Annotated in this window: 21 protein-coding genes; 15 read left to right on the forward strand and 6 right to left on the reverse strand. The window is 61.3% G+C overall.

Translation table 11 applies throughout. From position 1 onward, the window contains the following. Window positions 1-3: 3 nt before the first annotated feature. Entirely contained in the window at window positions 4-1,926 is a 1,923-nt protein-coding gene (gene asnB / locus I6J26_RS02355; RefSeq protein WP_204084468.1) for an asparagine synthase (glutamine-hydrolyzing), read from the forward strand. 77 nt (window positions 1,927-2,003) lie between these two features. Here the strand turns inward: asnB and I6J26_RS02360 are convergent, their stop codons facing one another. Next, window positions 2,004-2,348 carry a HesB/IscA family protein gene (locus I6J26_RS02360; protein WP_039676139.1) on the reverse strand — a complete coding sequence of 115 codons (345 nt, stop codon included), beginning with the start codon at window positions 2,346-2,348 and terminating at the stop codon, window positions 2,004-2,006. 166 nt (window positions 2,349-2,514) lie between these two features. On the opposite strand from I6J26_RS02360, the gene I6J26_RS02365 reads away from it, so the two are divergent. Continuing rightward, a complete protein-coding gene (locus I6J26_RS02365; RefSeq protein ID WP_115022938.1) occupies window positions 2,515-3,207 on the forward strand; it encodes a DUF3043 domain-containing protein in 693 nt (230 codons plus the stop codon). Between the two features lie 12 nt (window positions 3,208-3,219). Further along, complete coding sequence (locus tag I6J26_RS02370) at window positions 3,220-4,131, forward strand: nicotinate-nucleotide--dimethylbenzimidazole phosphoribosyltransferase (RefSeq protein ID WP_115022940.1); 912 nt, start codon at window positions 3,220-3,222, stop codon at window positions 4,129-4,131. Window positions 4,132-4,140: 9 nt separating this feature from the next. On the opposite strand, the gene I6J26_RS02375 is transcribed toward I6J26_RS02370, so the two are convergent. Then, on the reverse strand, window positions 4,141-5,244 hold the full coding sequence (locus I6J26_RS02375) for a branched-chain amino acid aminotransferase (protein ID WP_115022951.1): 1,104 nt from the start codon (window positions 5,242-5,244) through the stop codon (window positions 4,141-4,143). A gap of 132 nt (window positions 5,245-5,376) precedes the next feature. Here I6J26_RS02375 and I6J26_RS02380 point away from each other — a divergent pair, with 132 nt between their 5' ends. Next, a complete protein-coding gene (locus I6J26_RS02380) occupies window positions 5,377-6,876 on the forward strand; it encodes a leucyl aminopeptidase (RefSeq protein ID WP_115022953.1) in 1,500 nt (499 codons plus the stop codon). On the opposite strand, the gene I6J26_RS02385 is transcribed toward I6J26_RS02380, so the two are convergent. Further along, window positions 6,873-8,147 carry a glutaminase gene (locus I6J26_RS02385; RefSeq protein WP_115024407.1) on the reverse strand — a complete coding sequence of 425 codons (1,275 nt, stop codon included), beginning with the start codon at window positions 8,145-8,147 and terminating at the stop codon, window positions 6,873-6,875. The two genes, I6J26_RS02380 and I6J26_RS02385, sit on opposite strands and share 4 nt — an antisense overlap. 28 nt (window positions 8,148-8,175) lie before the next feature. Between I6J26_RS02385 and I6J26_RS02390 the strand changes: the two genes are divergently transcribed. Then, on the forward strand, window positions 8,176-8,628 hold the full coding sequence (locus I6J26_RS02390; protein ID WP_115022955.1) for an isochorismatase family protein: 453 nt from the start codon (window positions 8,176-8,178) through the stop codon (window positions 8,626-8,628). A gap of 6 nt (window positions 8,629-8,634) precedes the next feature. Here the strand turns inward: I6J26_RS02390 and I6J26_RS02395 are convergent, their stop codons facing one another. Next, window positions 8,635-9,033, reverse strand: coding sequence for an oxidoreductase (locus I6J26_RS02395; RefSeq protein WP_070672703.1), 399 nt, complete (start codon window positions 9,031-9,033; stop codon window positions 8,635-8,637). A gap of 128 nt (window positions 9,034-9,161) precedes the next feature. Between I6J26_RS02395 and sucB the strand changes: the two genes are divergently transcribed. From sucB to I6J26_RS02435, 8 genes are all read left to right on the forward strand, one after another. After that, window positions 9,162-11,201, forward strand: coding sequence for a 2-oxoglutarate dehydrogenase, E2 component, dihydrolipoamide succinyltransferase (gene sucB / locus I6J26_RS02400; protein ID WP_115022957.1), 2,040 nt, complete (start codon window positions 9,162-9,164; stop codon window positions 11,199-11,201). Window positions 11,202-11,491: 290 nt separating this feature from the next. Continuing rightward, window positions 11,492-12,640 carry an MFS transporter gene (locus I6J26_RS02405; protein ID WP_115022959.1) on the forward strand — a complete coding sequence of 383 codons (1,149 nt, stop codon included), beginning with the start codon at window positions 11,492-11,494 and terminating at the stop codon, window positions 12,638-12,640. 73 nt (window positions 12,641-12,713) lie between these two features. Further along, window positions 12,714-15,578 (forward strand): aminomethyl-transferring glycine dehydrogenase, encoded by a 2,865-nt coding sequence (gcvP, locus tag I6J26_RS02410; protein WP_115022961.1) that lies wholly within the window; start codon window positions 12,714-12,716, stop codon window positions 15,576-15,578. A gap of 3 nt (window positions 15,579-15,581) precedes the next feature. Further along, window positions 15,582-16,694, forward strand: coding sequence for a glycine cleavage system aminomethyltransferase GcvT (gene gcvT / locus I6J26_RS02415; protein WP_115022962.1), 1,113 nt, complete (start codon window positions 15,582-15,584; stop codon window positions 16,692-16,694). A 41-nt stretch (window positions 16,695-16,735) separates the two neighbouring features. Continuing rightward, window positions 16,736-17,128 carry a glycine cleavage system protein GcvH gene (gene gcvH, locus I6J26_RS02420; RefSeq protein ID WP_039676160.1) on the forward strand — a complete coding sequence of 131 codons (393 nt, stop codon included), beginning with the start codon at window positions 16,736-16,738 and terminating at the stop codon, window positions 17,126-17,128. Window positions 17,129-17,163: 35 nt separating this feature from the next. After that, window positions 17,164-17,982: a lipoyl(octanoyl) transferase LipB gene (gene lipB, locus I6J26_RS02425; protein ID WP_115022964.1), complete on the forward strand. Its 819-nt coding sequence runs from the start codon at window positions 17,164-17,166 to the stop codon at window positions 17,980-17,982. Between the two features lie 88 nt (window positions 17,983-18,070). Next, on the forward strand, window positions 18,071-19,144 hold the full coding sequence (gene lipA, locus I6J26_RS02430; RefSeq protein WP_115022966.1) for a lipoyl synthase: 1,074 nt from the start codon (window positions 18,071-18,073) through the stop codon (window positions 19,142-19,144). Between the two features lie 42 nt (window positions 19,145-19,186). Then, window positions 19,187-19,972, forward strand: a complete 786-nt coding sequence (locus tag I6J26_RS02435) for a DUF4191 domain-containing protein (protein ID WP_115022968.1) — start codon at window positions 19,187-19,189, stop codon at window positions 19,970-19,972. A 165-nt stretch (window positions 19,973-20,137) separates the two neighbouring features. Here the strand turns inward: I6J26_RS02435 and I6J26_RS02440 are convergent, their stop codons facing one another. After that, window positions 20,138-20,572, reverse strand: a complete 435-nt coding sequence (locus I6J26_RS02440) for an RDD family protein (protein ID WP_115022970.1) — start codon at window positions 20,570-20,572, stop codon at window positions 20,138-20,140. 128 nt (window positions 20,573-20,700) lie between these two features. On the opposite strand from I6J26_RS02440, the gene glnA reads away from it, so the two are divergent. Together glnA and I6J26_RS02450 are read left to right on the forward strand one after the other, a co-directional pair. Beyond that, window positions 20,701-22,134, forward strand: a complete 1,434-nt coding sequence (gene glnA, locus I6J26_RS02445) for a type I glutamate--ammonia ligase (protein WP_115022972.1) — start codon at window positions 20,701-20,703, stop codon at window positions 22,132-22,134. A gap of 225 nt (window positions 22,135-22,359) precedes the next feature. Beyond that, on the forward strand, window positions 22,360-23,337 hold the full coding sequence (locus tag I6J26_RS02450) for a hypothetical protein (protein ID WP_115022973.1): 978 nt from the start codon (window positions 22,360-22,362) through the stop codon (window positions 23,335-23,337). A 30-nt stretch (window positions 23,338-23,367) separates the two neighbouring features. Here the strand turns inward: I6J26_RS02450 and I6J26_RS02455 are convergent, their stop codons facing one another. Beyond that, the gene (locus I6J26_RS02455) at window positions 23,368-23,940 is read right to left on the reverse strand and encodes an META domain-containing protein (RefSeq protein ID WP_115022975.1); all 573 of its coding nucleotides are present in this window, start codon (window positions 23,938-23,940) and stop codon (window positions 23,368-23,370) included. Between the last annotated feature and the right edge of the window lie 7 nt (window positions 23,941-23,947).

The raw sequence follows: 23,947 nt of genomic DNA on the forward strand, positions 1-23,947 counted from the left end.
TTTATGTGCGGACTCTGCACGCTGCTTAGCGCCGATCGCAACGCCGCCGAGCATCTCGAAGCCCTCGAACAGTCCCTGCAGTGCATGCGCCACCGCGGCCCCGATGCCGCCGGCACCTGGCACGACGAGGATGCCGCTTTCGGCTTCAACCGCCTGTCCATCATCGACTTGGAGCACTCCGACCAGCCTTTGCGCTGGGGCCCAGAAGATAATCCTGAGCGCTACGCCCTGACTTTCAACGGCGAAATCTACAACTACGTCGAACTTCGTGAAGAGCTCACCGCCGCAGGTTATTCCTTTAATACCCAAGGCGATGGTGAGCCCATCGTCGTGGGGTACCACCACTGGGGCAAGGACGTTGTCGAGCATTTGCGCGGCATGTTCGGCTTCGTTATTTGGGATACCGAAACCCGCACCATGTTTGCTGCGCGCGACCAGTTCGGCATCAAGCCGCTCTATTACGCGACGACGAACAAGGGCACCGTATTTGCCTCCGAGATGAAGTGCATCCTGAGCATGGCAGATTCGTTGGGTCTAGACCTGAACCTTGATAAGCGCGCCATCGAGCACTACGTTGACTTGCAATACGTTCCAGAACCGGAGTCTCTGCATGCCAACATTCGCCGAGTAGAGTCCGGTTGCACCGTCACGCTACGCCCGGGCGAAGAAGTAGTGGCTGAGCGCTACTTCTCACCCCGCTTCCCCATCCAGCCTGTTAAACAGGGCGAGGAGCAGCAGTTCTTCGATAAGATTGTGCGGGCGTTGGAGGATAGCGTCGAGAAGCACATGCGTGCCGATGTGACCGTGGGCTCCTTCCTCTCTGGAGGCATTGACTCCACCGCCATCGCTGCTTTGGCCAAGCGCCACAACCCGGACTTGCTCACCTTCACCACGGGTTTCGAGCGTGAGGGCTATTCCGAGGTGGACGTCGCTGCCGAGTCCGCTGCCGCCATCGGCGTGGAGCACATCGTCAAGATCGTTTCCCCGGAGGAATACGCCGACGCGGTGCCAAAGATCATGTGGTATCTGGACAACCCGGTGGCAGATCCGTCTCTAGTCCCCCTCTACTTCGTGGCCCAGGAGGCCCGAAAGCACGTCAAGGTGGTGCTCTCGGGCGAGGGCGCCGATGAGCTTTTTGGCGGTTACACCATTTACAAGGAGCCGCTGTCCCTCGCACCGTTTGAGAAGATCCCCTCCCCTCTTCGACAAGGCCTGGGCAAGCTTTCGCAGGTGCTTCCCGACGGCATGAAGGGCAAGTCCCTACTCAACCGCGGCTCCATGACAATGGAGGAGCGCTACTACGGCAACGCGCGTTCCTTTAACTTTGAACAACTGCAGCGCGTTCTCCCTTGGGCCAAGCGCGAGTGGGACCACCGCGAGGTCACCGCACCGATTTATGCCCAGTCCCAGGACTTCGACCCGGTAGCCCGTATGCAGCACCTAGACCTTTTCACCTGGATGCGCGGCGATATCTTGATCAAGGCCGACAAGATGAACATGGCCAACTCCCTTGAGCTGCGCGTTCCTTTCTTGGACAAGGAGGTCTTCAAGGTAGCGGAGACAATTCCACACGACCTGAAGATTTCCCACGGCACCACCAAGTACGCGCTGCGCAAGGCCATGGAGCAGATTGTTCCGCCGCACGTACTACACCGCAAGAAGCTCGGCTTCCCCGTGCCCATGCGCCACTGGCTAGCTGGCGACGAGCTCTACGGCTGGGCACAGGATCAGATTACGCAGTCCCAGACCGAGGACATCTTCAATAAGAAGGAGGTCCTCGAGATGCTCAAGGAGCACCGCGATGGCATCTCCGATCACTCCCGCCGCCTGTGGACCGTGCTGTCCTTCATGATCTGGCACGGCATCTTTGTGGAGGATCGCATCGATCCCCAGATTGAACAGCGCGATTACCCAGTGAAGCTCTAAAACACAGGAAAGCCCTCGCCACTGAATAAACTGGCGAGGGCTTTGCTGATCCCTACAGCATTGATGTCTACTAAGAATCAGTTGAAGGAATCACCACAGGCACAGGAGCCTCCGGCGTTCGGGTTATCAATGGTGAACCCCTGAGCCTCAATGGTGTCAGAGAAGTCGATCTTGGCACCGGTGAGGTATGGGATGGACATCTTGTCCACGACGAGATTGACGCCACCGATGGTGTCGACCTTGTCGCCATCGAGGGTACGGTCATCGAAATACAGCTGGTAACGCAGGCCAGCGCAACCGCCCGGCTGGACGGCGATGCGCAGGGACAGGTCGTCACGGCCTTCCTGCTCAAGCAGGGACTTTGCCTTGGCGGCAGCGGCGTCGGTCAGGATAACTCCGGTTGCAGACGCGGGAGCAGTCATGGTTTCTCCTCTTAATATGTACGGAATTTTCTGGAGCCCACCCTACCCCCTCACGCGGAAGGAATAAAGGATGTCTCGCTAGCACTGGTGTCGTGTCACTTAACCCAACAACAATGAGGGCGGGCCTATTCCCAGAATGTCGTGACAACCTTGTACGCTTAACAACGTGAAACTTCCGTGGCAAAAAGACGATCAGACCCCTTCCCCGGCCGAGCAGACCCCGGCGCCTGAGGAGAAGGCCGCCGCCGAGAAAAAGTACCCCAAGGGCTACACGCCGCCGAAGGGCCGTCCTACTCCTAAGCGCGATGCGCAGGAAATTGCGCGCGGCGTCAAGCGCGATCCCGCGGGCATGTCTGAGGCCCAGCGCCATCAGCACCGCAAGGAGCTCAAGGCCTCCATGTCCAAAGAGGAGTGGAAGGACTACAAGCGCAAGGAACGCCAAGAGTCCCGTGCGCGCAACAAGGAAGCCCAGGAGCGCATGGCTGCCGGCGATGAGCGCTACCTCCTTGCCCGCGATAAAGGTGAGGTCCGCCGCTACGTGCGTGACTGGGTAGACTCGCGCCGCTTCCTCAACGAGTGGGTTATGCCCTTCGCCATCGTGCTCTTTGTGCTTTTGTTCGTCAGCAGCAGGAATCCGAACCTGGCCAACATCATCTCCATTGGTTCCATGGCGGTCATCGCGGTCTTCGCTGTCGAAGGTATCTGGCTGTCGCGCAAGTGCAACAATGCTGTGCGTCTGAAGTTCCCGGGCACCACCGAAGCTGGCTTCGGCTTGGGATTCTACGCGTATTCCCGCGCTTCCCAGCCGCGCAAGTGGCGCACCCCGCGCCCGCAGGTCGAGCGCGGAGCCGCCGTCTAGTTCGGAGGACTCATGCCTGATTTCACCGCCGTTCCGCAGCTGCGCAGCATGCCCCCTCAACAAGCCCCTCAACACACAGGGAGTCTTGCGGAAATCGCCGCGTGGCTTGCTGCCGCGCAGGATTCTGAGAAGGCCCAGCCTCTCACTCACGTACGTGCGATCATCTTTGCTGGCGCGCACGGTATTGCCGAGCGCACTATCGACGGCGTCGGAATCGGGCCATGGAGCAGTGCTGACGAAGAGTCTTGGCGCGAGGATCTCACCACCGCAGCTCACCGCGCGGAAGCCAGCGTGGAGTTCATTGAGTGCGCGGAAGCAGCGGCTATCGACTCCGCCCCTGCTATGTCTGCTGAAGAACTCGAGCGTCACGTTGAGCTCGGCAAGAAGTCAGCGGATCGTGAAGTGGATTCCGGTTCAGATCTCCTTCTTACCTCCGATTTCGGCATTGGTGGCGAGACCGTCGCCGCTGCGGTCATGGGCCGCATTACTCGCACAGAGCCGGTAGCCATTCTGGGCACGCGCACCAGTGGCAGCGTGACCGATCAGATGTGGAAGACCCGCGTCACGATTGTGCGCGATGCTATGTTCCGCGCCCGCAATCTTGAAGGCTGGGAGGTCGTGCAGACCATTGGTTCCCCGAGCCTCGCAGCATTGGTGGGCTTCATCGCGCAGGCCACAGCGCGGCGAACGCCCGTGCTTATCGACGGCCCCCTGGCCGCCACCGCAGCCGTCCTCGCCGAGCGCAGCGCCCCCGGTGTCAAAGGGTGGCTGGGTGCGGGAAGCACGTCCCTCGAACCAGCCCAGGCCCTCGCGTTCAAGGAGCTGAGCCTTAGCCCACTCCTCGACCTCAAGCTGAGCGCCGGATACCCCCTAGGCGCGCTCGCGGCGCTACCGCTCGTGCAGCTGGCCGCTGAGCTTGGCTAGACAGCGACGTTATTTCGCTTTCACGAGCGTGTGCAGCCAGCCGTGGGTATCCTCCACGGCGCCGCGCTGAATCCCGGTGAGACGCTCACGCAAGGCCATGGTGGTCGCACCGGCCTCATCATTGTTAATGCGGAAGTCCACATCATCACCCATCACATGTCCCACCGGGGTAATGACGGCGGCGGTACCGCACGCAAAGGTTTCCTTCATCGCACCGGAAGCAACATCGTCGGCCCATTCCTTGTAGGTAATGCGGCGCTCTTCGACCTTCAGCCCCATATCCTCGGCCACCTGCAGCAGGGATTTGCGGGTAATACCCGGCAGCAGCGAACCCGACAGTGCCGGAGTAACCAGGGTCTGATCGCCCTCTTCACCGTAGATGAAAGCTAGGTTCATGCCGCCCATTTCCTCGATGTAGGTGCGGTCGATGGCATCCAGCCAGACCACTTGGTCGCAGCCCTTCTCCGCTGCCTGAGCTTGCGCCAGGAGGGACGCGGCGTAGTTGCCAGCGAATTTGGCAGCACCGGTGCCACCCGGGGCGGCACGGACGTAGTCGGTGGATAGCCAGACAGATACCGGCTTGATGCCGCCGGAGAAGTACGCACCTGCAGGCGAAGCGATCACGACGTAGCGGTAGGAGTTCGCCGGATGCACGCCCAGGGATACATCTGTAGCGATCATGAAAGGTCGGAAGTACAGGGCTGCCTCTCCGCCGGCTTCGGGGACCCAGGCCTGGTCGACGTCGACAAGCTGGCGCAGGGACTCCACAAACTCCTCCTCCGGGAGCTGCGGCATAGCCATGCGCTCAGCAGAGGACTGCAGACGCTGCGCATTCTGTTCCGGGCGGAAAGTAGCGATGCTGCCATCCGGCTGACGGTAGGCCTTGATGCCCTCGAAGATGGCCTGGCCATAGTGGAATACGGTGGACGCCGGTTCCATGCTGAACGGTTCATAGGGGCGCACCTGTGCATCGTGCCAGCCCTTGTCCTCAGTCCAATCGATGGTCACCATGTGGTCGGTGAAGTACGTGCCAAAGCCCGGGTTCGCCAGAATCTCCTGCAGACGCTCCGGGGAGGTGGGGGTATCAGTTCGCGTCACGGTGTAATTCAACATGCCACACAGCGTACTCCCTACTTGCCTATTGAGGTACAGAAATACAAGAGATTCGCCCCTGAGCGGCACCAGCCACTACCACGGGTAGGGTGTGAGGAGTATCCCATTGTCAGTTTTCTCAAGGAGGACATCGTGGCTTCTTCCACGTTCGAACTGCCCGCACGCGGCGCTTTCCCCACCGTTGAGTTGGCCAAGAAGGCCCCCAAGCAAGCAGACGCCCTGCTGATCGCTACTTTTGCTGGCGAAGAGGGCCTCGAGGTTCCCGGCACATCCCTGCTCGGTTCATCTGCGTTGCGCTCGACGTATGAGGCTCTCGCCGCTGTGGGCGCGACCGGCAAGGCCGGGGAGATCGTGAAGGTCCCCGCCCCGCAGAAGGCCGGTGCTGCACAGGTCATCGCACTGGGCCTGGGCGATGTTGAAGCGCTCGACGATGAAGCTCTGCGCCGCGCCGCCGGCAGCGCTGCCCGCGCCACCACAGGCGTAGGCACGATTGTGACGACTGTGGTGGACTTCGGCGTATCCGCTGCAGTTGAGGGCCTCATCCTCGGTGGCTACTCCTACCGCGGCATCCGTTCCACCGAGCTCAAGGACGAAGAGCAGCCGGCCACCTTCGTCGTCGTGGCCGATAAATCCACCGCCGAGGAGTTCGAGGCTGCCCGCACCGTGGCAGAGTCCGTCCTGTTGGCCCGCGACCTGGTCAATACTCCGGCCAACGAGCTTTACCCGGAGTCCTACGCCGCCTTCCTGTCTGCCCAGGCGAAAGATGCGGGCCTCGATGTCGAGGTGCTCGATGAGAAGCAGCTGGAGAAGCAGGGGTTCGGCGGCATCCTCGCCGTGGGCAAAGGCTCTGCCCGCCCGCCGCGCCTAGTTCGCCTGAGCTGGAAGCCGAAGAAGGCCGCGAAGCACGTGGCTCTCGTGGGCAAGGGCATTACCTTCGATACCGGCGGCATTTCTCTGAAGCCGGGCAACGGCATGTGGGACATGATCTCTGACATGGGTGGCTCCGCTGCGATGGCGGCAACCATCATCGCAGCGGCGAAGCTGAAGCTGCCGGTCCAGATCACCGCTACTCTGCCACTGGCAGAAAATATGCCGAGCGCGAACGCTACTCGCCCGGGAGATGTGATTACCCACTACGGCGGCCTGACCTCCGAGGTCCTCAATACCGACGCTGAGGGCCGCCTCGTACTCTCGGACGCGATTGCCCGCGCCAGCGAGGACAAGCCGGATTACCTCATCGAAACCGCTACCCTCACCGGCGCGCAGATTGTGGCGCTGGGCGCGCGCACCTCGGGCATCATGGGCTCCGAGGTCTTCCGCGATCGCCTCGCCGAAATCGGCCGCGAGGTCGGCGAGAACGCCTGGGCCATGCCACTGCTGGAGGAGCACGACGAGGAGATCAAGTCCCAGGCCGCGGACATCCGCAACATCAACGCCAAGCGCGAAGGCGGTATGGAGTTCGCCGGTACCTACCTCAAGCAGTTCGTGGGCGAGGGCATCGAGTGGGCTCATATCGACATCGCCGGCCCGTCCTGGAACGGTTCTGCTCCCCGCGGTTACACCCCGAAGCGCGCCACCGGTGTTCCGGTGCGCACCGTGGTGACTGCACTGCGCGAGATTGCAGAAGCCTAGAGTGATTCGCCGGCGATGACGTAGTCCTCCTTATCCGCCAGCGGCAGGACCGTACCGTCGGACATGGCGCGGTCGGTGACGAGCCCGTTGTCATCGACCAGCGCCACCTCGTTGCCGCCCTCCCGCAAGCGGCGCAGGCCCTCCTTGAGCATGCGGCGGCCCACCGTGTGGAGGCCGGAGACCTGCGAGAAATCAAGCGCGAGGCGCTTACCGGAGAACTGACGCTCCTCCAGCTCGTAGAGAATAGCTTCGGTGGCGGTGAAGTTGATGTGACCTTGAAGGCGGATAATCGCGGTCTCGTCGTCCTCGTCCACGCTGCGCACTGGGTGCACACCAAAGCGGTTATCAGTAGACATCAGGTGCAATCCCATGTCCGAGGACAGCTTCTGGAAAATAGCGGTGCCCCGCACGCTATTGCCCTGCTCGTCCAAGCGTGGGGAAAGCGTGGCCACGCCGAGCTGGCCAGGCAGGGTACCGATAAGTCCACCGGCCACACCAGATTTAGCGGGGATACCAACCTCCGCCATCCAGCGACCAGCGCCGTCATACATGCCGCACGAGCTCATCACTGCCAGCGTGAGACGGCAGACGTCGGCATCAAGAATCTTCTCCCCCGTCACCGGCTGGCGCCCGCCATTGGCTAGCGTGGCGGACATGACGGCCAAGTCGCGGACATCGACAGAAAGTGCACACTGCGAGGTGTAAGACAGCACAGCGTCGTGCGCATCATCCTGGATGATCCCGTAGGAGCGCAGCATATGGGCAATCGAGAGGTTGCGCTCGGCATGTTCGAGTTCGGAATCACACAGGCGCTTATCGACGTTCACCTCACGCCCCGCCAACTTCGAGACATAGCTGCGGATGCGCTCCACGCGGTCTTCTACGGAGGAGTCCACGCCGTTGATCAGCTGGTTGACCACGATGGCGCCGGCATTAATCATCGGGTTGACGGGGCGGTGGTCCTTGGCCAAGGAGAGCTCGTTAAAGGCCTGGCCCGAAGGCTCCAGTCCCACCACCTCACGGACCTCACTGAGGCCGAGCTCCTGCAGGGCAAGCGCATAAATGAAGGGCTTGGAAATCGACTGGATAGTAAAGCGGTTCTCCGCATCACCGGCGCTGTACAGGTGGCCGGTGACGGAGCACAGGGCGACGCCGAGTTGGTTCGGGTTGGCGTCGGCAAGCTGCGGAATATAGTCCGCTACTTCACCGCTGTCTTCGTCGCGTACGGAGTTTAGGATCTTCTCTAAATAAAAAGGAATCGGAGTTTTCATCCAGACCCAGCGTATAGAATTGTCATGCATGAAGCCCGCACTCATCATCGTCGACGTCCAACACGACTTCTGCCCAGGCGGTGCTCTCGCCACTGGCGAGGGCAACGACGTAGCTGATCGCATTGGCGCTCTCCAGCCCAGCTATGACACCGTGGTAGCTACCCAAGATTGGCACATTGACCCAGGTTCACACTTTTCGGAGAACCCGGACTTTATCGATTCTTGGCCCCCGCACTGCGTGGCCAGTTCCTTCGGCGCGGCTATGCATGAATCCATCGGCTCCGTGCAGGCCTACTTCCGGAAAGGCGAATACACCGCGGCGTACTCCGGTTTCGAAGGCGCGGCAGATGGTGTTTCATTAGCGGACTGGCTGCGCGAGCATGACATCACCGACGTAGACATCGTCGGAATCGCCACGGATCACTGTGTCCGCGCCACGGCTGCTGACGCTGTGGCGGGCGCAACCATTGTGAGGGGATAGCCCCCGTTAACCCTCGTTCTGCTGGCGGCGCTGCTCGAAACGCTCGCGGCGTTCACGCTGTTCTTCCCTTTTGCGCAAGATGCGCTCACGTTCGATGCGCTCCCGCATACGCTGTGGATAGCCGGTTTCCTCCACGTCGTAGATATCGCAGCGCAATAGCTTCGCTACTGCATCTATGCCCTTCGGGCCACCAATGCGGCGCCGGATGAAGGCACCGTTCTCATCGACGACAACCACGGACATCTCGTTGACCACGGTTTCGGGCTCCACAAAGGCCTCGATATACGCGCGGCCTTGTGCCCAGCGCTGAAGCTCCTGGGCGTCCTCCGCGCGAATGGTCTCCCCCGGTGCGCGGGGCGGGCGCAATTGAGATCGGGAACTGTTGCGTCGGAAGGGGTTGAACATGACTCCCCAGCCTACCCCGTGGTGAGGGTGCCCCAATTCACCCCACCCATGCGCACTGTCTGCGGGCACGCTGTAGAATCGAGCATTAGCGTTTCACTACTTTCAACTTTCGAGGAGTCTTATAACTTATGGCACACTCCGTTGTGATGCCCGAACTGGGCGAATCCGTTACCGAAGGCACGATTACCCAGTGGCTTAAGTCCGTTGGTGACACCGTTGAGGCTGACGAGCCTTTGCTCGAGGTTTCCACCGACAAGGTCGATACCGAAGTCCCCTCCCCGGTCTCCGGCACCATCCTCGAAATCAAGGCTGATGAGGATGACACCGTCGATGTAGGCGAGGTCATCGCCATCATTGGTGACGAAGGCGAGTCCGCTCCGGCCGCTGACGAGTCTGACTCCGCGGATTCTTCCGAGAAGGCTGAGGAGACCCCGGATAAGCCTGCTGAGGACGCAGAGTCTGAAGCTGCTCCGTCGGGCGATGCTACCGACGTGGAGATGCCGGAGCTTGGCGAGTCCGTTACCGAGGGCACCATTACCCAGTGGCTGAAGTCCGTCGGCGACACCGTCGAGGTCGACGAGCCACTGCTCGAGGTCTCCACCGACAAGGTCGACACCGAAATCCCCTCCCCAGTCGCCGGCACCCTCCTTGAGATCCTCGCCGATGAAGACGACACCGTCGACGTCGGTGCCGTCATCGCCCGCGTTGGCGACGGCTCCGCAGCAGCCTCCGAGAAGCCAGCCGCTAAGGAAGAACCCAAGGCAGAGGAGCCGAAGACAGAGGCCAAGGAAGAGAAGACCCAGGACAAGCCGGCTGCTTCCGGTGATGCTACCGACGTGGAGATGCCGGAGCTCGGCGAGTCCGTCACTGAAGGCACCATTACCCAGTGGCTGAAGTCCGTCGGCGACACCGTCGAGGTCGACGAGCCACTGCTCGAGGTCTCCACCGACAAGGTCGACACCGAAATCCCCTCCCCAGTCGCCGGCACCCTCCTTGAGATCCTCGCCGATGAAGACGACACCGTCGACGTCGGCGCCGTCATCGCCCGCGTCGGCGACGGCTCCGCAGCAGCCTCCGAGAAGCCAGCCGCTAAGGAAGAGCCGAAGGCAGAAGAAAAGAAGGAAGAGCCCAAGGCTGACGAGAAGGCAGAGGAGAAGAAGCCTGCCGCTTCCTCCCAGTCCTCCGAGCCGAAGGCATCCGAGACCTCCACCAAGGTCAACAACGGTGACAACGTCCCGTACGTCACCCCGCTGGTACGCAAGCTGGCTGAGAAGCACAGCGTGGACCTGTCCACCGTGTCCGGTACTGGTGTGGGTGGCCGCATCCGTAAGCAGGATGTTCTGGCTGCCGCTGGCGAGGGCGAGGCTCCGGCATCCTCCACTGGCACCGGTTCCTCCAACCCGCGTGCTCGCTGGTCCACCAAGTCTGTGGATCCGGAGAAGCAGGAGCTCATCGGCACCACCCAGAAGGTCAACCGTATCCGTGAGATCACCGCCTCCAAGATGGTTGAGGCTCTCCAGATCTCCGCTCAGCTGACCCACGTCCAGGAAGTCGATATGACCGCCATCTGGGACCTGCGCAAGCAGTCCAAGCAGGCGTTCATTGATAAGTACGAGGCCAACCTCTCCTTCCTGCCGTTCATCGTAAAGGCCACCGTTGAGGCACTGGTGTCCCACCCGAACGTCAACGCCTCCTACAACCCGGAGACCAAGGAGATGACCTACCACGCTGACGTGAACGTGGCCATCGCCGTGGACACCCCGAAGGGCCTTCTGACCCCGGTCATCCACAAGGCTCAGGAGCTCACCCTCCCGGAGATTGCACAGCAGATTGCGGAGCTGGCTGACAAGGCCCGCAACAACAAGCTCAAGCCGAACGACCTGACCGGTGCCACCTTCACGGTGACCAACATCGGTTCCGAGGGTGCCCTGCTGGACACCCCGATCCTGGTTCCACCGCAGGCCGGCATCCTGGGCACCGCAGCTATCACCAAGCGTGCAGTTGTGGTGACCGAGGACGGCCAGGACGCCATCGCTATCCGTCAGATGTGCTACCTGCCATTCACCTACGACCACCAGGTGGTCGACGGTGCCGACGCTGGTCGCTTCATTACGACCATCAAGGACCGCCTTGAGACTGCAGACTTTGACGCAGACCTCAACCTCTAAGCCCTTGGGCAAACCCTAAAGGCAGCTCCCCCGCCATTGCGACGGGGGAGCTTCGTCGTTTTGTCTACTTTTCTCCCCGCGGCACTGCGCAGGCTTCCTGCAGTACCGCACAGCAGTGCTGTTCCCACCCTCGCCGATAGGCACGAGCGCTAGCACCCCGCCGATCTGCCAAAAGTCGGCACCGATCCTGCAGGCGAATGAGGAATCTTTGTCAGTTTTGCGCCTACCGTACGCACCTGACTCCGTCATTAAGGCACTGCGCTGTGATTCAGCACACTAGACTGGTCTGCATGATTTCTCAGAAGTGGTTCCGAGTAGCCCTCGGCATGTTTCTTGTTGCCTGCGGCGCCAACCTCTTCGCACCCATGGTGGTGGTTTACCAAGTCACCACCGACTTAGGAGTTCTGCACACAACCTTCCTCTTCGGCATCTATGCCCTCGGCATCATGGTGGCGCTCTTTCTCGGCGGCCCCTTGTCTGATTCGCTGGGCAGGCGCGCCATCATGCGCCCAGCCGTTCTAACCACCACGGCGGGCTCACTTATTTTTCTGCTGGGTTTTGAAGGCGCTTTCCTCCCCCTGCTGATTGGCCGCCTGTGCGCTGGAATGGCTGTTGGACTCGCCATGTCCTCCGGTGCCGCCTGGATCAAAGAGCTGAGCACTCGTCTTACCGTCGGCGCCAAGCGCTCCTCCATCGCCTTGTCTGCCGGCTTCGCTCTTGCCCCGGGTGTTGGCGGCATATGCGCACAGTTTCTGCCGTGGCCCACAGTCGTGCCCTACCTCTTTCACATTGGCTTAGCGCTCGTAATTGTTCCTCTTGTGTGGACGGTTCCGGAGCACAAGAATGCTCCTTCCACCCGCCGCGCCTTGTTTCCGCGCAGTGTGCTCACGCCGCGCTATCTTCGCGTCGCCACCTATGCGCCCTGGGTCTTTGGAACGCCCACCACCGCTTTTGTGTTTCTACCAGCTCAGTTAAGCGAACATCTTCACCGGCCGATCCTGGTGGCCGGCCTGCTTGCCATGCTGACGATGGGAAGCGGAGTCATTATCCAGCAATTCGCCGGACGGGTGACTCTTACTCCCGTGCACGGAATGTTCCTGGCTGCCTGCGGTATGGCCTTGTGCCTTGTCATCGTGGCAACTGCGCAGCACCGATGGGCCGTGTATCTCCTTCCCTTGACTGGCATCGTGATGGGGTGTTCCTACGGAATTGGAATGCTCAGTGGCCTTGCCGAGACCCAAGCAATCGCTGACCCTGATGAGCTTGGCGCGGCAACGGGGGTGTTCTATTCTCTGACCTACCTTGGGTTCTTTGCTCCCTTCATCCTCTCCCTTTTGGGCCCTGCCGTGGGCAATGCCACCGCTTTTGTGATTGGTCTGAGCGTCGCCATTCTCACCGCCGCGTGGCTTCATCTCTCAGCCAGGGGTAGTCAGAATTAATGCCATAGGCCACGCTTTATACTTGAGGACGGTTTAGGCCACACTGACTAACGCCACGAAGGAGTTCAAACACATGGATTTCATCTCTCGCCACCTCGGACCTGATGAGGCCGAGCGCGCGACGATGCTCAAGGCCGTGGGCTACGACAGCGTTGAGGCGCTTGTCGATGCCGCCCTCCCCACCCCCATCCGCGCCACCGGGGCCCTCCATCTCCCGGATGCGTTGAGTGAGGACGATGCCCAGGCCAAGCTGCGCGAGTACGCTTCTCAGAATGTCGTACTGAAGTCTTTCTACGGCCAGGGATATTCCGATACTCTGACCCCGGCGGTCATCCGCCGCGGTCTGTTGGAAGACGCTGGCTGGTACACCGCGTACACGCCCTACCAGCCGGAGATTTCCCAGGGGCGCCTGGAGGCTTTGCTCAATTTCCAGACGATGATTGAGTCCCTCACCGGCCTGCCCATCGCAAACGCCTCGCTTCTCGACGAAGCCTCTGCCACCGCCGAAGCCGTCGGCCTCATGGCGCGTGCGGTGAAGAAGGGCCGGCGCGTTCTGTTGGATTCCCGCCTGCATCCACAGGTCCTTGCCGTGGCTGCTGAACGCGCCCGCGCCATCGAGCTCGAGGTCGAGATCGCCGATGTTCGCGACGGCATCGTGGGCGAAGACCTCGTTGGAGCCATCCTCGCCTACACCGGTACCGAAGGTGACATCGTGGATCCGCGCGCGGCCATTGAAGAGCTGCATACCCGCGGCGCCCTGGCGGCCGTTGTAGCGGACCCGCTCTCCCTGCTTCTGCTCGAGGCCCCGGGTGAGATGGGCGCGGACGTTGTCCTCGGCTCCTCCCAGCGCTTCGGTGTGCCCCTCTTCTTCGGCGGTCCGCATGCCGCCTTCATGGCAGTGACGGAGAAGCTCAAGCGCCAGATGCCAGGTCGCATCGTGGGCGTGTCCAAGGACGCCGCCGGACGCCCGGCCTACCGGCTCGCACTCCAAACGCGCGAGCAGCACATTCGCCGCGAGCGCGCGACCTCCAACATCTGTACTGCACAGGCCCTGTTGGCCAACGTAGCCTCCATGTACGCCGTCTACCACGGACCGGAAGGCCTCAAAGCCATTGCGCAGCGCGTGCATGACCGCGCTTCTGCTTTCGCCGCTGCAGTAAGCAGCGCCGGTAAGGAGATTGTCTCGCGCGACTTCTTCGATACCGTCACCGTCACCGGTGTCGATGCCGCCGTCATCAAGTCCCAGCTGCAGGAGCAGGGCTACCTGGTTCGCGCAATTGGTTCGGACAAGGTAGCGGTCTCTTTCGGCGAGTCCGCCACCAGCGAGGACGTGACGACCCTTGCCGCCGCCTTCGGCTCCGCTGCGTCCGAGCCAGCCTCGTCTGGCTCCGCCGCCTCCTTCGAGATTCCGGCCTCCGTCCAGCGTGCCGAGGCCCCGCTGAAGCACGAGATCTTCAACTCCATCCACTCCGAGACCCAGATGCTGCGCTACCTGCGCACCTTGGCAGACAAGGATCTGTCCTTGGACCGCACGATGATCCCGCTGGGCTCGTGCACGATGAAACTCAACCCCACCTCCGCCATGGAGCCCATCTCCTGGCCGGAGTTCGCTGGCATCCACCCCTTTGCCCCGGAGGAGACCACCGCGGGTTGGCGCGCGCTCATTGAGGAGCTGGAGGCGTGGCTGTCGGAAATCACCGGCTACGCTCAGGTGTCTATCCAGCCCAATGCTGGCTCCCAGGGTGAGTTGGCAGGCCTGCTCGCCATCCGCCGCTACCACGTGGCCAACGGCGATCACGGCCGAGATGTCATCCTCATCCCGGCTTCTGCGCACGGCACTAACGCCGCTTCGGCGACGTTGGCCAACCTACGCGTCGTCGTGGTCAAGACCGCTGACGACGGCTCCATTGACGTCGCCGACCTTGACGCCAAGATTGAGCAGCACGGCGAGCACATCGCCGGCATCATGATTACTTACCCCTCCACTCACGGCGTCTTTGACCCGGAGGTACGCGAGGTCTGCGATAAGGTTCACGCGGCCGGCGGCCAGGTGTACATCGACGGCGCGAACATGAACGCGCTGGCCGGTTGGGCCCGTCCGGGTGCTTTCGGTGGCGATGTGTCCCACCTCAATCTGCACAAGACCTTCACCATCCCGCATGGTGGAGGTGGCCCGGGTGTGGGCCCGGTGGGCGTCGCCAAGCACTTGGTGCCCTTCCTTCCTACCGACGCCAACGATCCGGAACTTGACCCGTCCCAGCCCGCGCAGGATGGCACCGGCGTGCCGTCCACGGCTACGCGCTACGGCTCCGCCGGTGTGCTGCCGATTTCTTGGTCCTACCTGGCCATGATTGGTGCCCAAGGGCTGCAGGAGGCCACGAGCCACGCCATCCTCGGCGCGAACTACCTGGCACAGAGCCTTAAGGATTCCTTCCCGGTGCTCTACACGGGCAACGCTGGCCTGGTGGCGCACGAATGCATCTTTGACCTGCGCGCGCTTACCGACGCCTCCGGTGTCACCGCCGCCGACGTGGCCAAGCGTCTGGTGGACTACGGCTTCCATGCACCGACCCTGTCCTTCCCGGTGGCCGGCACCCTCATGGTGGAGCCCACCGAGTCCGAGGACCTAGGTGAGCTGGACCGCTTCATCGAGGCCATGCGCTCCATCCGCGCTGAAATCCAGGAGATCATCGACGGCCAAGTAACTTACGAGGATTCCGTCATCCACCACGCCCCGTTCACGGCCGAAGCCGTTGCGGACGATGAATGGGAGTTCACCTTCACCCGCCAGCAGGCGGCCTACCCGGTGGCTTCCCTGCGCCGCGGCAAGTACTTCCCGCCGGTGCGCCGCATCGACGAGGCTTACGGTGACCGCAACCTCGTCTGCTCCTGCCCGCCGCCGGAGGCTTTCGACTACACCGACAACCAGGAGGATTAATCAATGACTGAGTACCTGCACTCCCCGCTGCATGCTGAGCACGAGAAGCTCGGCGCCACCTTCACGCCTTTCGGGCCGTGGGAAATGCCACTCAAGTACGCCAACGAGCTGGAGGAGCACCGCGCGGTACGTAATGCTGCCGGCCTCTTTGATCTGTCCCACATGGGTGAAATCTGGGTCAACGGCCCGGATGCAGCCGAGTTCCTGTCCTACTGCTTCATCTCCAACCTGGTCCCTCTCAAGGAGGGCAAGGCGAAGTACTCCATGATCTGCGCCGAGGACGGCGGCATCATGGATGACCTCATCACCTACCGCCTAGAGGAGACAAAGTTCCTCGTCGTGCCGAACGCCGGCAACGCCGACACCGTGTGGGAGGCACTCAACGAGCGCGCTGAGGGCTTCGACGTGGACCTCAAGAACGAGTCCCGCGACGTGGCCATGATTGCTGTCCAAGGTCCGAAGGCGCTAGAGATTCTCGTCCCGCTGGTGGAGGACACCAAGCAGCAGGCCGTCATGGACCTGCCCTACTACGCCGCGATGACCGGCAAGGTTGCGCGCAAGTACGCCTTCATTTGCCGCACCGGTTACACCGGTGAGGACGGCTTCGAGCTCATCGTCTATAACTCCGATGCCCCGGAACTGTGGGAAGAGCTGCTCAAGGCCGGCGAAGAATACGGCATTAAGCCCTGCGGCCTGGCAGCGCGCGACTCCCTGCGCCTAGAGGCCGGTATGCCGCTCTACGGCAACGAGCTCACCCGCGACATCACTCCGGTCGAGGCCGGTATGGCCCGCGCCTTTGCCAAGAAGGAACAGGACTTCGTGGGCGCTGAGGTGCTGCGCCAGCGCGCCGAGGAGGGGCCCAAGGCTGTTGTTACCGGCCTGGTGTCCTCCCAGCGCCGCGCGGCCCGTGCCGGCTCCGAGGTATATGTGGGCGAGCAGAAGGTGGGCACGGTCACCTCCGGCCAGCCCTCCCCCACTCTGGGACACCCGGTAGCACTCGCGCTCATCGACACCGCCGCTGGTCTCGAGCCGGGAGCTGACGTCGAGGTAGATATTCGTGGCAAGCGCTACCCCTTCGAGGTTTCCGCTCTCCCCTTCTACAAGCGTGAGAAGTAAACTCTACTACTGAATTCAACTACCGAAAGGACATCCTTCACATGGCTAATCTTCCTTCCGATTTCTCCTACTCCGAGGACCACGAGTGGGTCAACGCCACCGCTGATTCCGTCGCCGGTTCCACCGTTCGCATCGGCATCACCTCCGTTGCTGCTGACCGCCTAGGCGAGGTTGTCTTCGCCGAGCTGCCGGCCGTCGGTGACACCGTTGAGCACGGCGAGACCTGCGGCGAGGTGGAGTCCACCAAGTCCGTGTCTGACCTGTACTCCCCGGTCACCGGCACCGTCACCGCAGTCAACGAGGACGTGCACGATGACTACGCCGTCATCAACAACGACCCCTTCGGCGAAGGCTGGCTCTTCGAGGTTGAGGTCACCGAAGTTGGCGAGCTCATGACTGCAGAGGAGTACGCCTCCGCTAACGGAGTCGCTTAAAAGTTCTAGCTTCGCGGGGACTACCATGGGTTGCCATGACTGCTCCCCGCGAACCGTTTTTCCCCGCTGATCGCTCCATCCGCGCCTCTGCCGAGCCACTGGAGATCCGCCGCCTGGGCCGCATGGGCTACCAGGAAACCTGGGATCTCCAGGCTGAGCTCGCTGCGGCCCGGGCAGCGGGCACGCAGGGAGATGTCATCCTCGTGGTGGAGCACCCCAATGTTTATACCGCCGGCAAGCGCACGCAGCCGGAAGATCTGCCAGACAATGGCCTGCCCGTCATCGACGTCGACCGCGGCGGCCGCATCACCTGGCATGGCGAAGGTCAGCTGGTGGTCTACCCCATCATTAAGCTCGCAGAACCTGTTGACGTGGTGGATTACGTCCGCCGCCTCGAGGAAGCCATCATCCAGGCCGTGCGCCAGTTGGGTGTGACCACTGCCGGGCGTATCGACGGCCGCTCCGGTGTGTGGGTTCCCTCCACCACCCAGGCTGCCGACCCAGCCGCCCCGAAGCGCGACCGCAAGCTCGGTGCCTTGGGTATTCGCATCACCCGTGGGGTGACCATGCATGGCTTGGCGCTCAACTGCACCAATACCTTGGAGTACTACGAGCACATCGTCGCCTGCGGCATCGACGACGCCGACGTCTCCACGCTCTCGTTGGAGCTGGGCCGCGAGGTCACCATGGAGGAGGCGGAAGCCCCGCTTCTCGACGCCCTCCTCAAAGCCCTCTCCGGTGAGCTCACCGTGGCTGATCACACCTTCGCTTCGGCTCCCGATCCCATCAAGGTGGCCAACGAAAAGGCACGTCAGGCTCGCCGCGCTCAGCAAGGTTCTACCCCGGTGGAATAAAGCTTCGAGCGGCTTTGATTGTATTAGGAAGAGCACTAACCGACGCGTAAAGTGAGTTTTTGTGACTGTAAAGCCTGAAGGACGCAAGATGCTCCGCATTGAGAAGAAGAATGCGGAGTCGCCCATCGAACAGAAGCCACGTTGGATCCGCAACCAAGTCCGCACCGGACCGGGCTACGAAGACATGAAGTCCCGCGTTTCCGGCGCTTCCCTGCACACCGTGTGCCAGGAAGCCGGCTGCCCCAATATCCACGAGTGCTGGGAATCCCGCGAGGCCACCTTCCTCATCGGCGGTGACAAGTGCACCCGCCGCTGCGATTTCTGTGACATCGCCACCGGCAAGCCGGAGGAGCTGGACCGTGACGAGCCGCGCCGAGTTGCAGAGAACATCCAGGAGATGGACCTCAACTACACCACCATCACCGGCGTGACCCGTGATGATTTGCCGGACGAGGGTGCCTGGCTCTACGCCGAGGTGGTCCGCAAAATCCACGAGCTTAACCCACACACCGGTGTAGAAAACCTCACCCCGGACTTCTCTGGAAAACCGGACCTGCTCCAGGAAGTCTTCGAGGCCCGACCCGAGGTCTTTGCCCACAACCTTGAAACCGTGCCCCGCATTTTCAAGCGCATCCGCCCGGCCTTCCGCTACGAGCGCTCCCTCGACGTCATCCGTCAGGCCCACGAGTTTGGTCTTATCACTAAATCCAACCTCATCTTGGGCATGGGCGAGACCGCTGCGGAAATCGAAGAAGCTCTACGGGACCTGCGCGAGGTCGGCTGCGACATCATCACGATTACGCAGTACCTGCGCCCGGGCCCGCGCTTCCACCCGATTGAGCGTTGGGTTCGCCCGGAAGAATTCGTCGAGCACTCCAAACTGGCTAAGGAACTCGGCTTCGGCGGCGTCATGTCCGGTCCGCTAGTCCGCTCCTCTTACCGTGCTGGTCGCCTCTATGTTCAGGCTATGGAGGCCCGCGGCCTCGAGCTGCCGGAGAATCTCAAGCACTTGGCTGAAACCTCCCAGGGCGCTACTGCGCAAGAGGCCTCCACCCTGCTGGAGAAGTACGGCCCGTCTGAGGAGACCCCGGTGACCACCCGCATGGTCAAGACCCCGGCTGGTGCAGCGAACCCGAACTCCGCGGCCTCCACCATTCGCTAGTTCGATTCTCTTTTTCACCCTCTGACCTTTAAAGTAGGAGCCATGGCTAACGACGACAAGGCATCGCTGAAGGAAGCGAAGAAGCAGGAGCGCGCGGCGAAGCGCGCTCAGCGCAAGCAGAACTGGTCACAGATGTGGCAAGCGTTCAACATGCAGCGCAAGCAGGACAAGGCGCTCATTCCCATCATGCTGGCCGCCTTCCTGGGCATGGGCTTGCTCTTCTTCCTCATCGGCAAGCTCTTCAACGGCCAGTGGTTCATGCTCATCCTGGGTCTGGGCATCGGCGCCATCTTGGCCATGTTCCTGTTCACTCGCCGCCTCGAGCGCGATATGTACAAGAAGGTCGAGGACCAACCAGGCGCTGCCGGCTGGGCACTGGAGCAGCAGCTGCGCAACACCGTGGGCGTGGTATGGAAGGTCAAGACTGGTGTGGCAGCTACCCGCCAGCAGGATCTCATCCACCGTGTCATCGGTAACTCGGGCGTCATCTTCGTCGTCGAGGGCGACCGCAAGCGCGTAGGCCCCACCCTCAACCGTTTGAAGAAGCGCGTGGACCGCTTGGCTGGCGGAGTGCCGGTGTACGAGGTCTTCGTTGGCAACGGCGAGGACGAGGTTCCAGTTTCCAAGCTGCGCAGCCACATCATGAAGCTGCCGCGGAACTACAACAAGAACGAGACTTACGACAACATCCGCCGCATTGAGGCAATGGATGATTTGCCCGGCACCACCCCTGGTTTGCCGAAGGGCCCGATGCCGCGCCAGGCTCAGAACATGTCCGGCATGAACCGCCGTATGCGTCGTATGCAAGAGCGCAAGGGCGGCAAGTAAGCTAAGCTCCCTGCGCTAACCCGCTCACGTTCAAGGGTCTCTTCCGACAAGCTCGGAAGAGACCCTTTCTCATTGCAGATTCTCTGCCCTCAAACAAACCTTTTCACTAGAACCATCTGCGGTGCCCTTTAAGAGGCCACCATACTGAGCAGCTGAGGTTGTCACCTAAGCCATGATGACGGCGGTGCCCGTTGCACGGTCGTGGAGGCCGCGGCCATCCGCGTCAACCATCGCGGCGGGGAACAGCACGCCGGTGAGTAACGTGCGAACGGCGGCGCGCCAGAAGCCCACGGGTTTGCCCGGCTCATCGAGGCGCGCTACACCCATACCCAGAACGAGCATGCCCGGTGTGCGGGCAAAGAGCCAGCCACAGACAATGCCCATGACGGCCCACACCGCATAACCCAAGAACGCAGGTCCGCCGAGCGCGCTGGTGTAGAGCTCGAGGAGATTGGCAATGAGCATGGCTAGTAGCCAATCAATAAGAACTCCCCCGGTGCGGCGCATCACTGAAGCGAGTGAGCCGGAACCCTCCTTCGGGAGACCAAGTTTCTGCCCGGGCCACTCCCCCGGCCCAAAGCCATCTTTGTTGTCTGCCATGCCCACCAATCTAGCGCCCCTACACTGCAGCAAGAAATTTCGATCTGACTCCCCCGCCTTCGACGGTGGTGGAGTCAATACCTGTAAACTAGTCGAGAGTAATACAGGTCAACCAACAGGAGACTACCGTGTCCTTCGAGACAATCCAGGACGTCGTCAAGTACATCAAGGAAGAGGACGTCAAGTTCGTTGACATCCGCTTCACGGACGTTCCCGGCACCGAGCACCACTTTTCAATCCCAGCCGATGAGTTCACTGAGGAAGCGGCCGCTGAGGGCCTCGCTTTCGACGGCTCCTCTATCCGCGGCTTCACCACCATTGATGAGTCGGATATGACCCTCCTGCCGGACCCGTCTACCGCGTTCGTAGATCCCTTCCGCACCGCGAAGACCTTGAACATCAAGTTCTTCGTGCACGATCCGTTTACGCTTGAGCCGTTCAGCCGCGATCCGCGCAACATCGCCCGCAAGGCTGAGGAGTACCTGACCTCCACCGGCATCGCTGACACCTGTTACTTCGGCGCTGAGGCTGAGTTCTACATCTTCGACTCCGTTCGCTACGGCACCGAGGTGCACAACGGCTTCTACGAGGTCGATACCGATGAGGGCTGGTGGAACCGTGGGTCCGAGACCAACTTCGATGGCACTCCGAACATTGGTTTCAAGACTCGTGTGAAGGGCGGCTATTTCCCGACTGCCCCCGTGGACAAGCACGGCGAGGTCCGTGATGCCATGGTCGAGCAGCTGCAGAAAGCTGGCTATGTCATCGAGCGCTTCCACCACGAGGTAGGCAGCGGTCAGAACGAGATCAACTACCGCTTCGATTCTCTACTCCACGCGGCGGATGATATCCAGACCTTCAAGTACATCATCAAAAACACCGCTGCCGAGTACGGCAAGAGCGTGACCTTCATGCCGAAGCCGCTGGCTGGTGACAATGGTTCCGGTATGCACGCCCACATGTCTCTCTGGCAGGACGGCAAGCCACTTTTCCACGATGAGGCTGGCTATGCAGGTCTGTCCGATATGGCTCGCTACTACATTGGTGGCATTCTGGCCCACGCACCGGCCGTGCTGGCGTTTACGAACCCGACCTTGAACTCCTACCACCGTCTGGTTCCGGGCTTTGAGGCTCCGATTAACCTCGTGTACTCGCAGCGCAACCGCTCTGCTGCTATCCGTATTCCGATTACCGGTTCCAACCCGAAGGCCAAGCGCATCGAGTTCCGTGCACCGGATCCGTCAGGCAACCCGTACTTCGGTTTCGCTGCCATGTTGATGGCTGGTCTGGACGGCATCAAGAACCGCATCGAGCCGCACGCCCCGGTAGACAAGGATCTCTACGAGCTTCCGCCGGCAGAAGCTGCTTCCATCCCGCAGGCACCGACCTCCCTGGAGGCTTCCCTTGCTGCGCTGGAAGAGGACAACGACTTCCTGACCGAGGGCGATGTCTTCTCCGAGGACCTCATCGAGACCTACATCGAGTACAAGCGCGACAACGAGATTACGCCGTCGCGTCTGCGTCCGACTCCGCTCGAGTTTGAGATGTACTACGACTGCTAAGAATCGAAGCAGCACACTCCGGCCCCTCTCCGCTTCTACGGTGGTGATGGGCCGGTTTCATTTTCAACGGGTTTCTCCGAAAGGGGACGCCGGTCACGCTTGTCCCCTCTAAGCCGCGCCCCACACACGGCATTGTGCCCTCAACAACTGCGCCCAACAATTCAGTGAAAACTCACCACGTTTTCGCTCTTCAGGATGAGGCATGCGCAATCGAAAGAAACTACCATGCCATCTGTGTCTGATAGATTCCGCCAATTGCCGCCGCCTGGCCCCGCATGGGGAGGCAGTCTCATGGGTACCTCGATCGTATCCCGCCTCCTTGTCGAAGACGGTTTGATGATTGGCTCCGCCGTGTTCGCTGGCATTGCCTGTGTCATCTTCCTGGTGCTTACCATCGGCTTTGCGCGCTACCGCCAGCCCAGCTTTGCACGCACCACCATGGCGGAATGGTCGATGTACTTCATCGGAATCTTGGCGCTCGGCGCAGCGCTCTCTGGTCTAACGGGCATACCTGCCTTCCGACTCGTCGCATTTTGGATCGGCGCACCCGTTACTGTCATCACGTGGGCTATTCAGCTCACCCGTTTCGACGGCCAGCCACGGTTCACCTGGGGTTTGCCACTGGTGGGCCCCATGATTTCCTCCTCCGTCGCTGGGTTCTGCGCCCGCGATTACGGCCAGTTCTATCACTTGTTGGGCACGGGCTTTTTCGCCATGTCGATTCTCACGGCCGTCCCAACCTTTATCCGCGTGTACTGGGCAGCGTGGCACGGCAAAGTGGATCTCAGTGGCCCGAACTCCGCCACCGCCTGGGTGCCGCTGGGTGTGGTGGGACAGTCCACCACTGCCATGCAGATCCTCTACCCAGGTAAGTTCTCCGTGTACTACGGTCTCACCGCGATGATTATCGCTATCCCCCTTGCCCTGTGGGCGATGGCGAAGTTCTACCCCAACGTCGTACGGTGGGCGGAGTACACACCGGCCTGGTGGGCGTGCACGTTCCCTCCGGGAACGGTAAGCATGGGAGGCCACCAAGTTGCTCTCGTCAACGGCTCTGAACTTTTAGATCTCATCTCCCTGAGCCTGCCTATCTTGCTCATTGTTCACTGGACAGCCTGTTCCAGCCGCTTTGTCAGCTGGGCAATCGAGGGCCGCCGAATTGCTGAACGCGCAAAAGAAAGTGGCCAGCCCGTTGCGGGCTAGCCACCGTGCAGCGCAGTTTGTTTACTTTATTTACTCCGCAGCTTTGACGAACTGAATGACCTGTCCCTGGGTGACGAAGGCAATGGTCGAATCGTCGATGGCGTAGACGTGTGGCTTGGCGTAGACAAGATCGGTGAATGCCTTAGCATCCTCCATCACGGACTTTTCGCAGCCCTTTTTCGTGGTCATCACGTCCTTCAATTCCACGGTGCCGTTCTTTTCGTCGACCGCATAGGTGCCGCTGCCGCCATTGCAGCCGTCATCAACGGCAACGGTGCCGTCTTCTTGGAAGCCGATGGTGATGTTCTTGTTCTTCTTGGCTTCAAACGGGCCGTCAAGGAGAACCTTGTTGGCCTCATCGGCGGAGAGTGGTGCCTTCAGGCCCTCGACGTCATCGATCTTTTCGACAACGCCGGAGCCCTTCTCATCATCTTGGCCGCCAAAGATCTTGGAGCTCAGCTGTGCGAACTGGCTGGAGCTGGAGGCGAAGGGGTTGGTGGGGGCAGATTCCACAGCACCAGCAACGCCGGTGCCAAGGGCGCCGCAGGTCAGTGCTGCGAACGCGGTTGCAATGGTCGCTTTCTTGAATGTGTGCGTCAACATGGTTTCA

Origin of the sequence: Corynebacterium minutissimum, assembly GCF_016889765.1 — a bacterium.
GTDB classification, from domain to species: domain Bacteria; phylum Actinomycetota; class Actinomycetes; order Mycobacteriales; family Mycobacteriaceae; genus Corynebacterium; species Corynebacterium minutissimum_B.

Coding starts and splice junctions, on each gene's coding strand:
- asnB (WP_204084468.1), top strand. CDS start 4: ATGTGCGGACTCTGCACGCTGCTTAGCGCCGATCGCAACGCCGCCGAG.
- I6J26_RS02360 (WP_039676139.1), bottom strand. CDS start 2,348: ATGACTGCTCCCGCGTCTGCAACCGGAGTTATCCTGACCGACGCCGCT.
- I6J26_RS02370 (WP_115022940.1), top strand. CDS start 3,220: ATGCCTGATTTCACCGCCGTTCCGCAGCTGCGCAGCATGCCCCCTCAA.
- I6J26_RS02375 (WP_115022951.1), bottom strand. CDS start 5,244: ATGTTGAATTACACCGTGACGCGAACTGATACCCCCACCTCCCCGGAG.
- I6J26_RS02385 (WP_115024407.1), bottom strand. CDS start 8,147: ATGAAAACTCCGATTCCTTTTTATTTAGAGAAGATCCTAAACTCCGTA.
- I6J26_RS02390 (WP_115022955.1), top strand. CDS start 8,176: ATGAAGCCCGCACTCATCATCGTCGACGTCCAACACGACTTCTGCCCA.
- I6J26_RS02395 (WP_070672703.1), bottom strand. CDS start 9,033: ATGTTCAACCCCTTCCGACGCAACAGTTCCCGATCTCAATTGCGCCCG.
- sucB (WP_115022957.1), top strand. CDS start 9,162: ATGGCACACTCCGTTGTGATGCCCGAACTGGGCGAATCCGTTACCGAA.
- I6J26_RS02405 (WP_115022959.1), top strand. CDS start 11,492: ATGATTTCTCAGAAGTGGTTCCGAGTAGCCCTCGGCATGTTTCTTGTT.
- gcvP (WP_115022961.1), top strand. CDS start 12,714: ATGGATTTCATCTCTCGCCACCTCGGACCTGATGAGGCCGAGCGCGCG.
- gcvT (WP_115022962.1), top strand. CDS start 15,582: ATGACTGAGTACCTGCACTCCCCGCTGCATGCTGAGCACGAGAAGCTC.
- gcvH (WP_039676160.1), top strand. CDS start 16,736: ATGGCTAATCTTCCTTCCGATTTCTCCTACTCCGAGGACCACGAGTGG.
- lipB (WP_115022964.1), top strand. CDS start 17,164: ATGACTGCTCCCCGCGAACCGTTTTTCCCCGCTGATCGCTCCATCCGC.
- lipA (WP_115022966.1), top strand. CDS start 18,071: ATGCTCCGCATTGAGAAGAAGAATGCGGAGTCGCCCATCGAACAGAAG.
- I6J26_RS02435 (WP_115022968.1), top strand. CDS start 19,187: ATGGCTAACGACGACAAGGCATCGCTGAAGGAAGCGAAGAAGCAGGAG.
- I6J26_RS02440 (WP_115022970.1), bottom strand. CDS start 20,572: ATGGCAGACAACAAAGATGGCTTTGGGCCGGGGGAGTGGCCCGGGCAG.
- I6J26_RS02450 (WP_115022973.1), top strand. CDS start 22,360: ATGCCATCTGTGTCTGATAGATTCCGCCAATTGCCGCCGCCTGGCCCC.
- I6J26_RS02455 (WP_115022975.1), bottom strand. CDS start 23,940: ATGTTGACGCACACATTCAAGAAAGCGACCATTGCAACCGCGTTCGCA.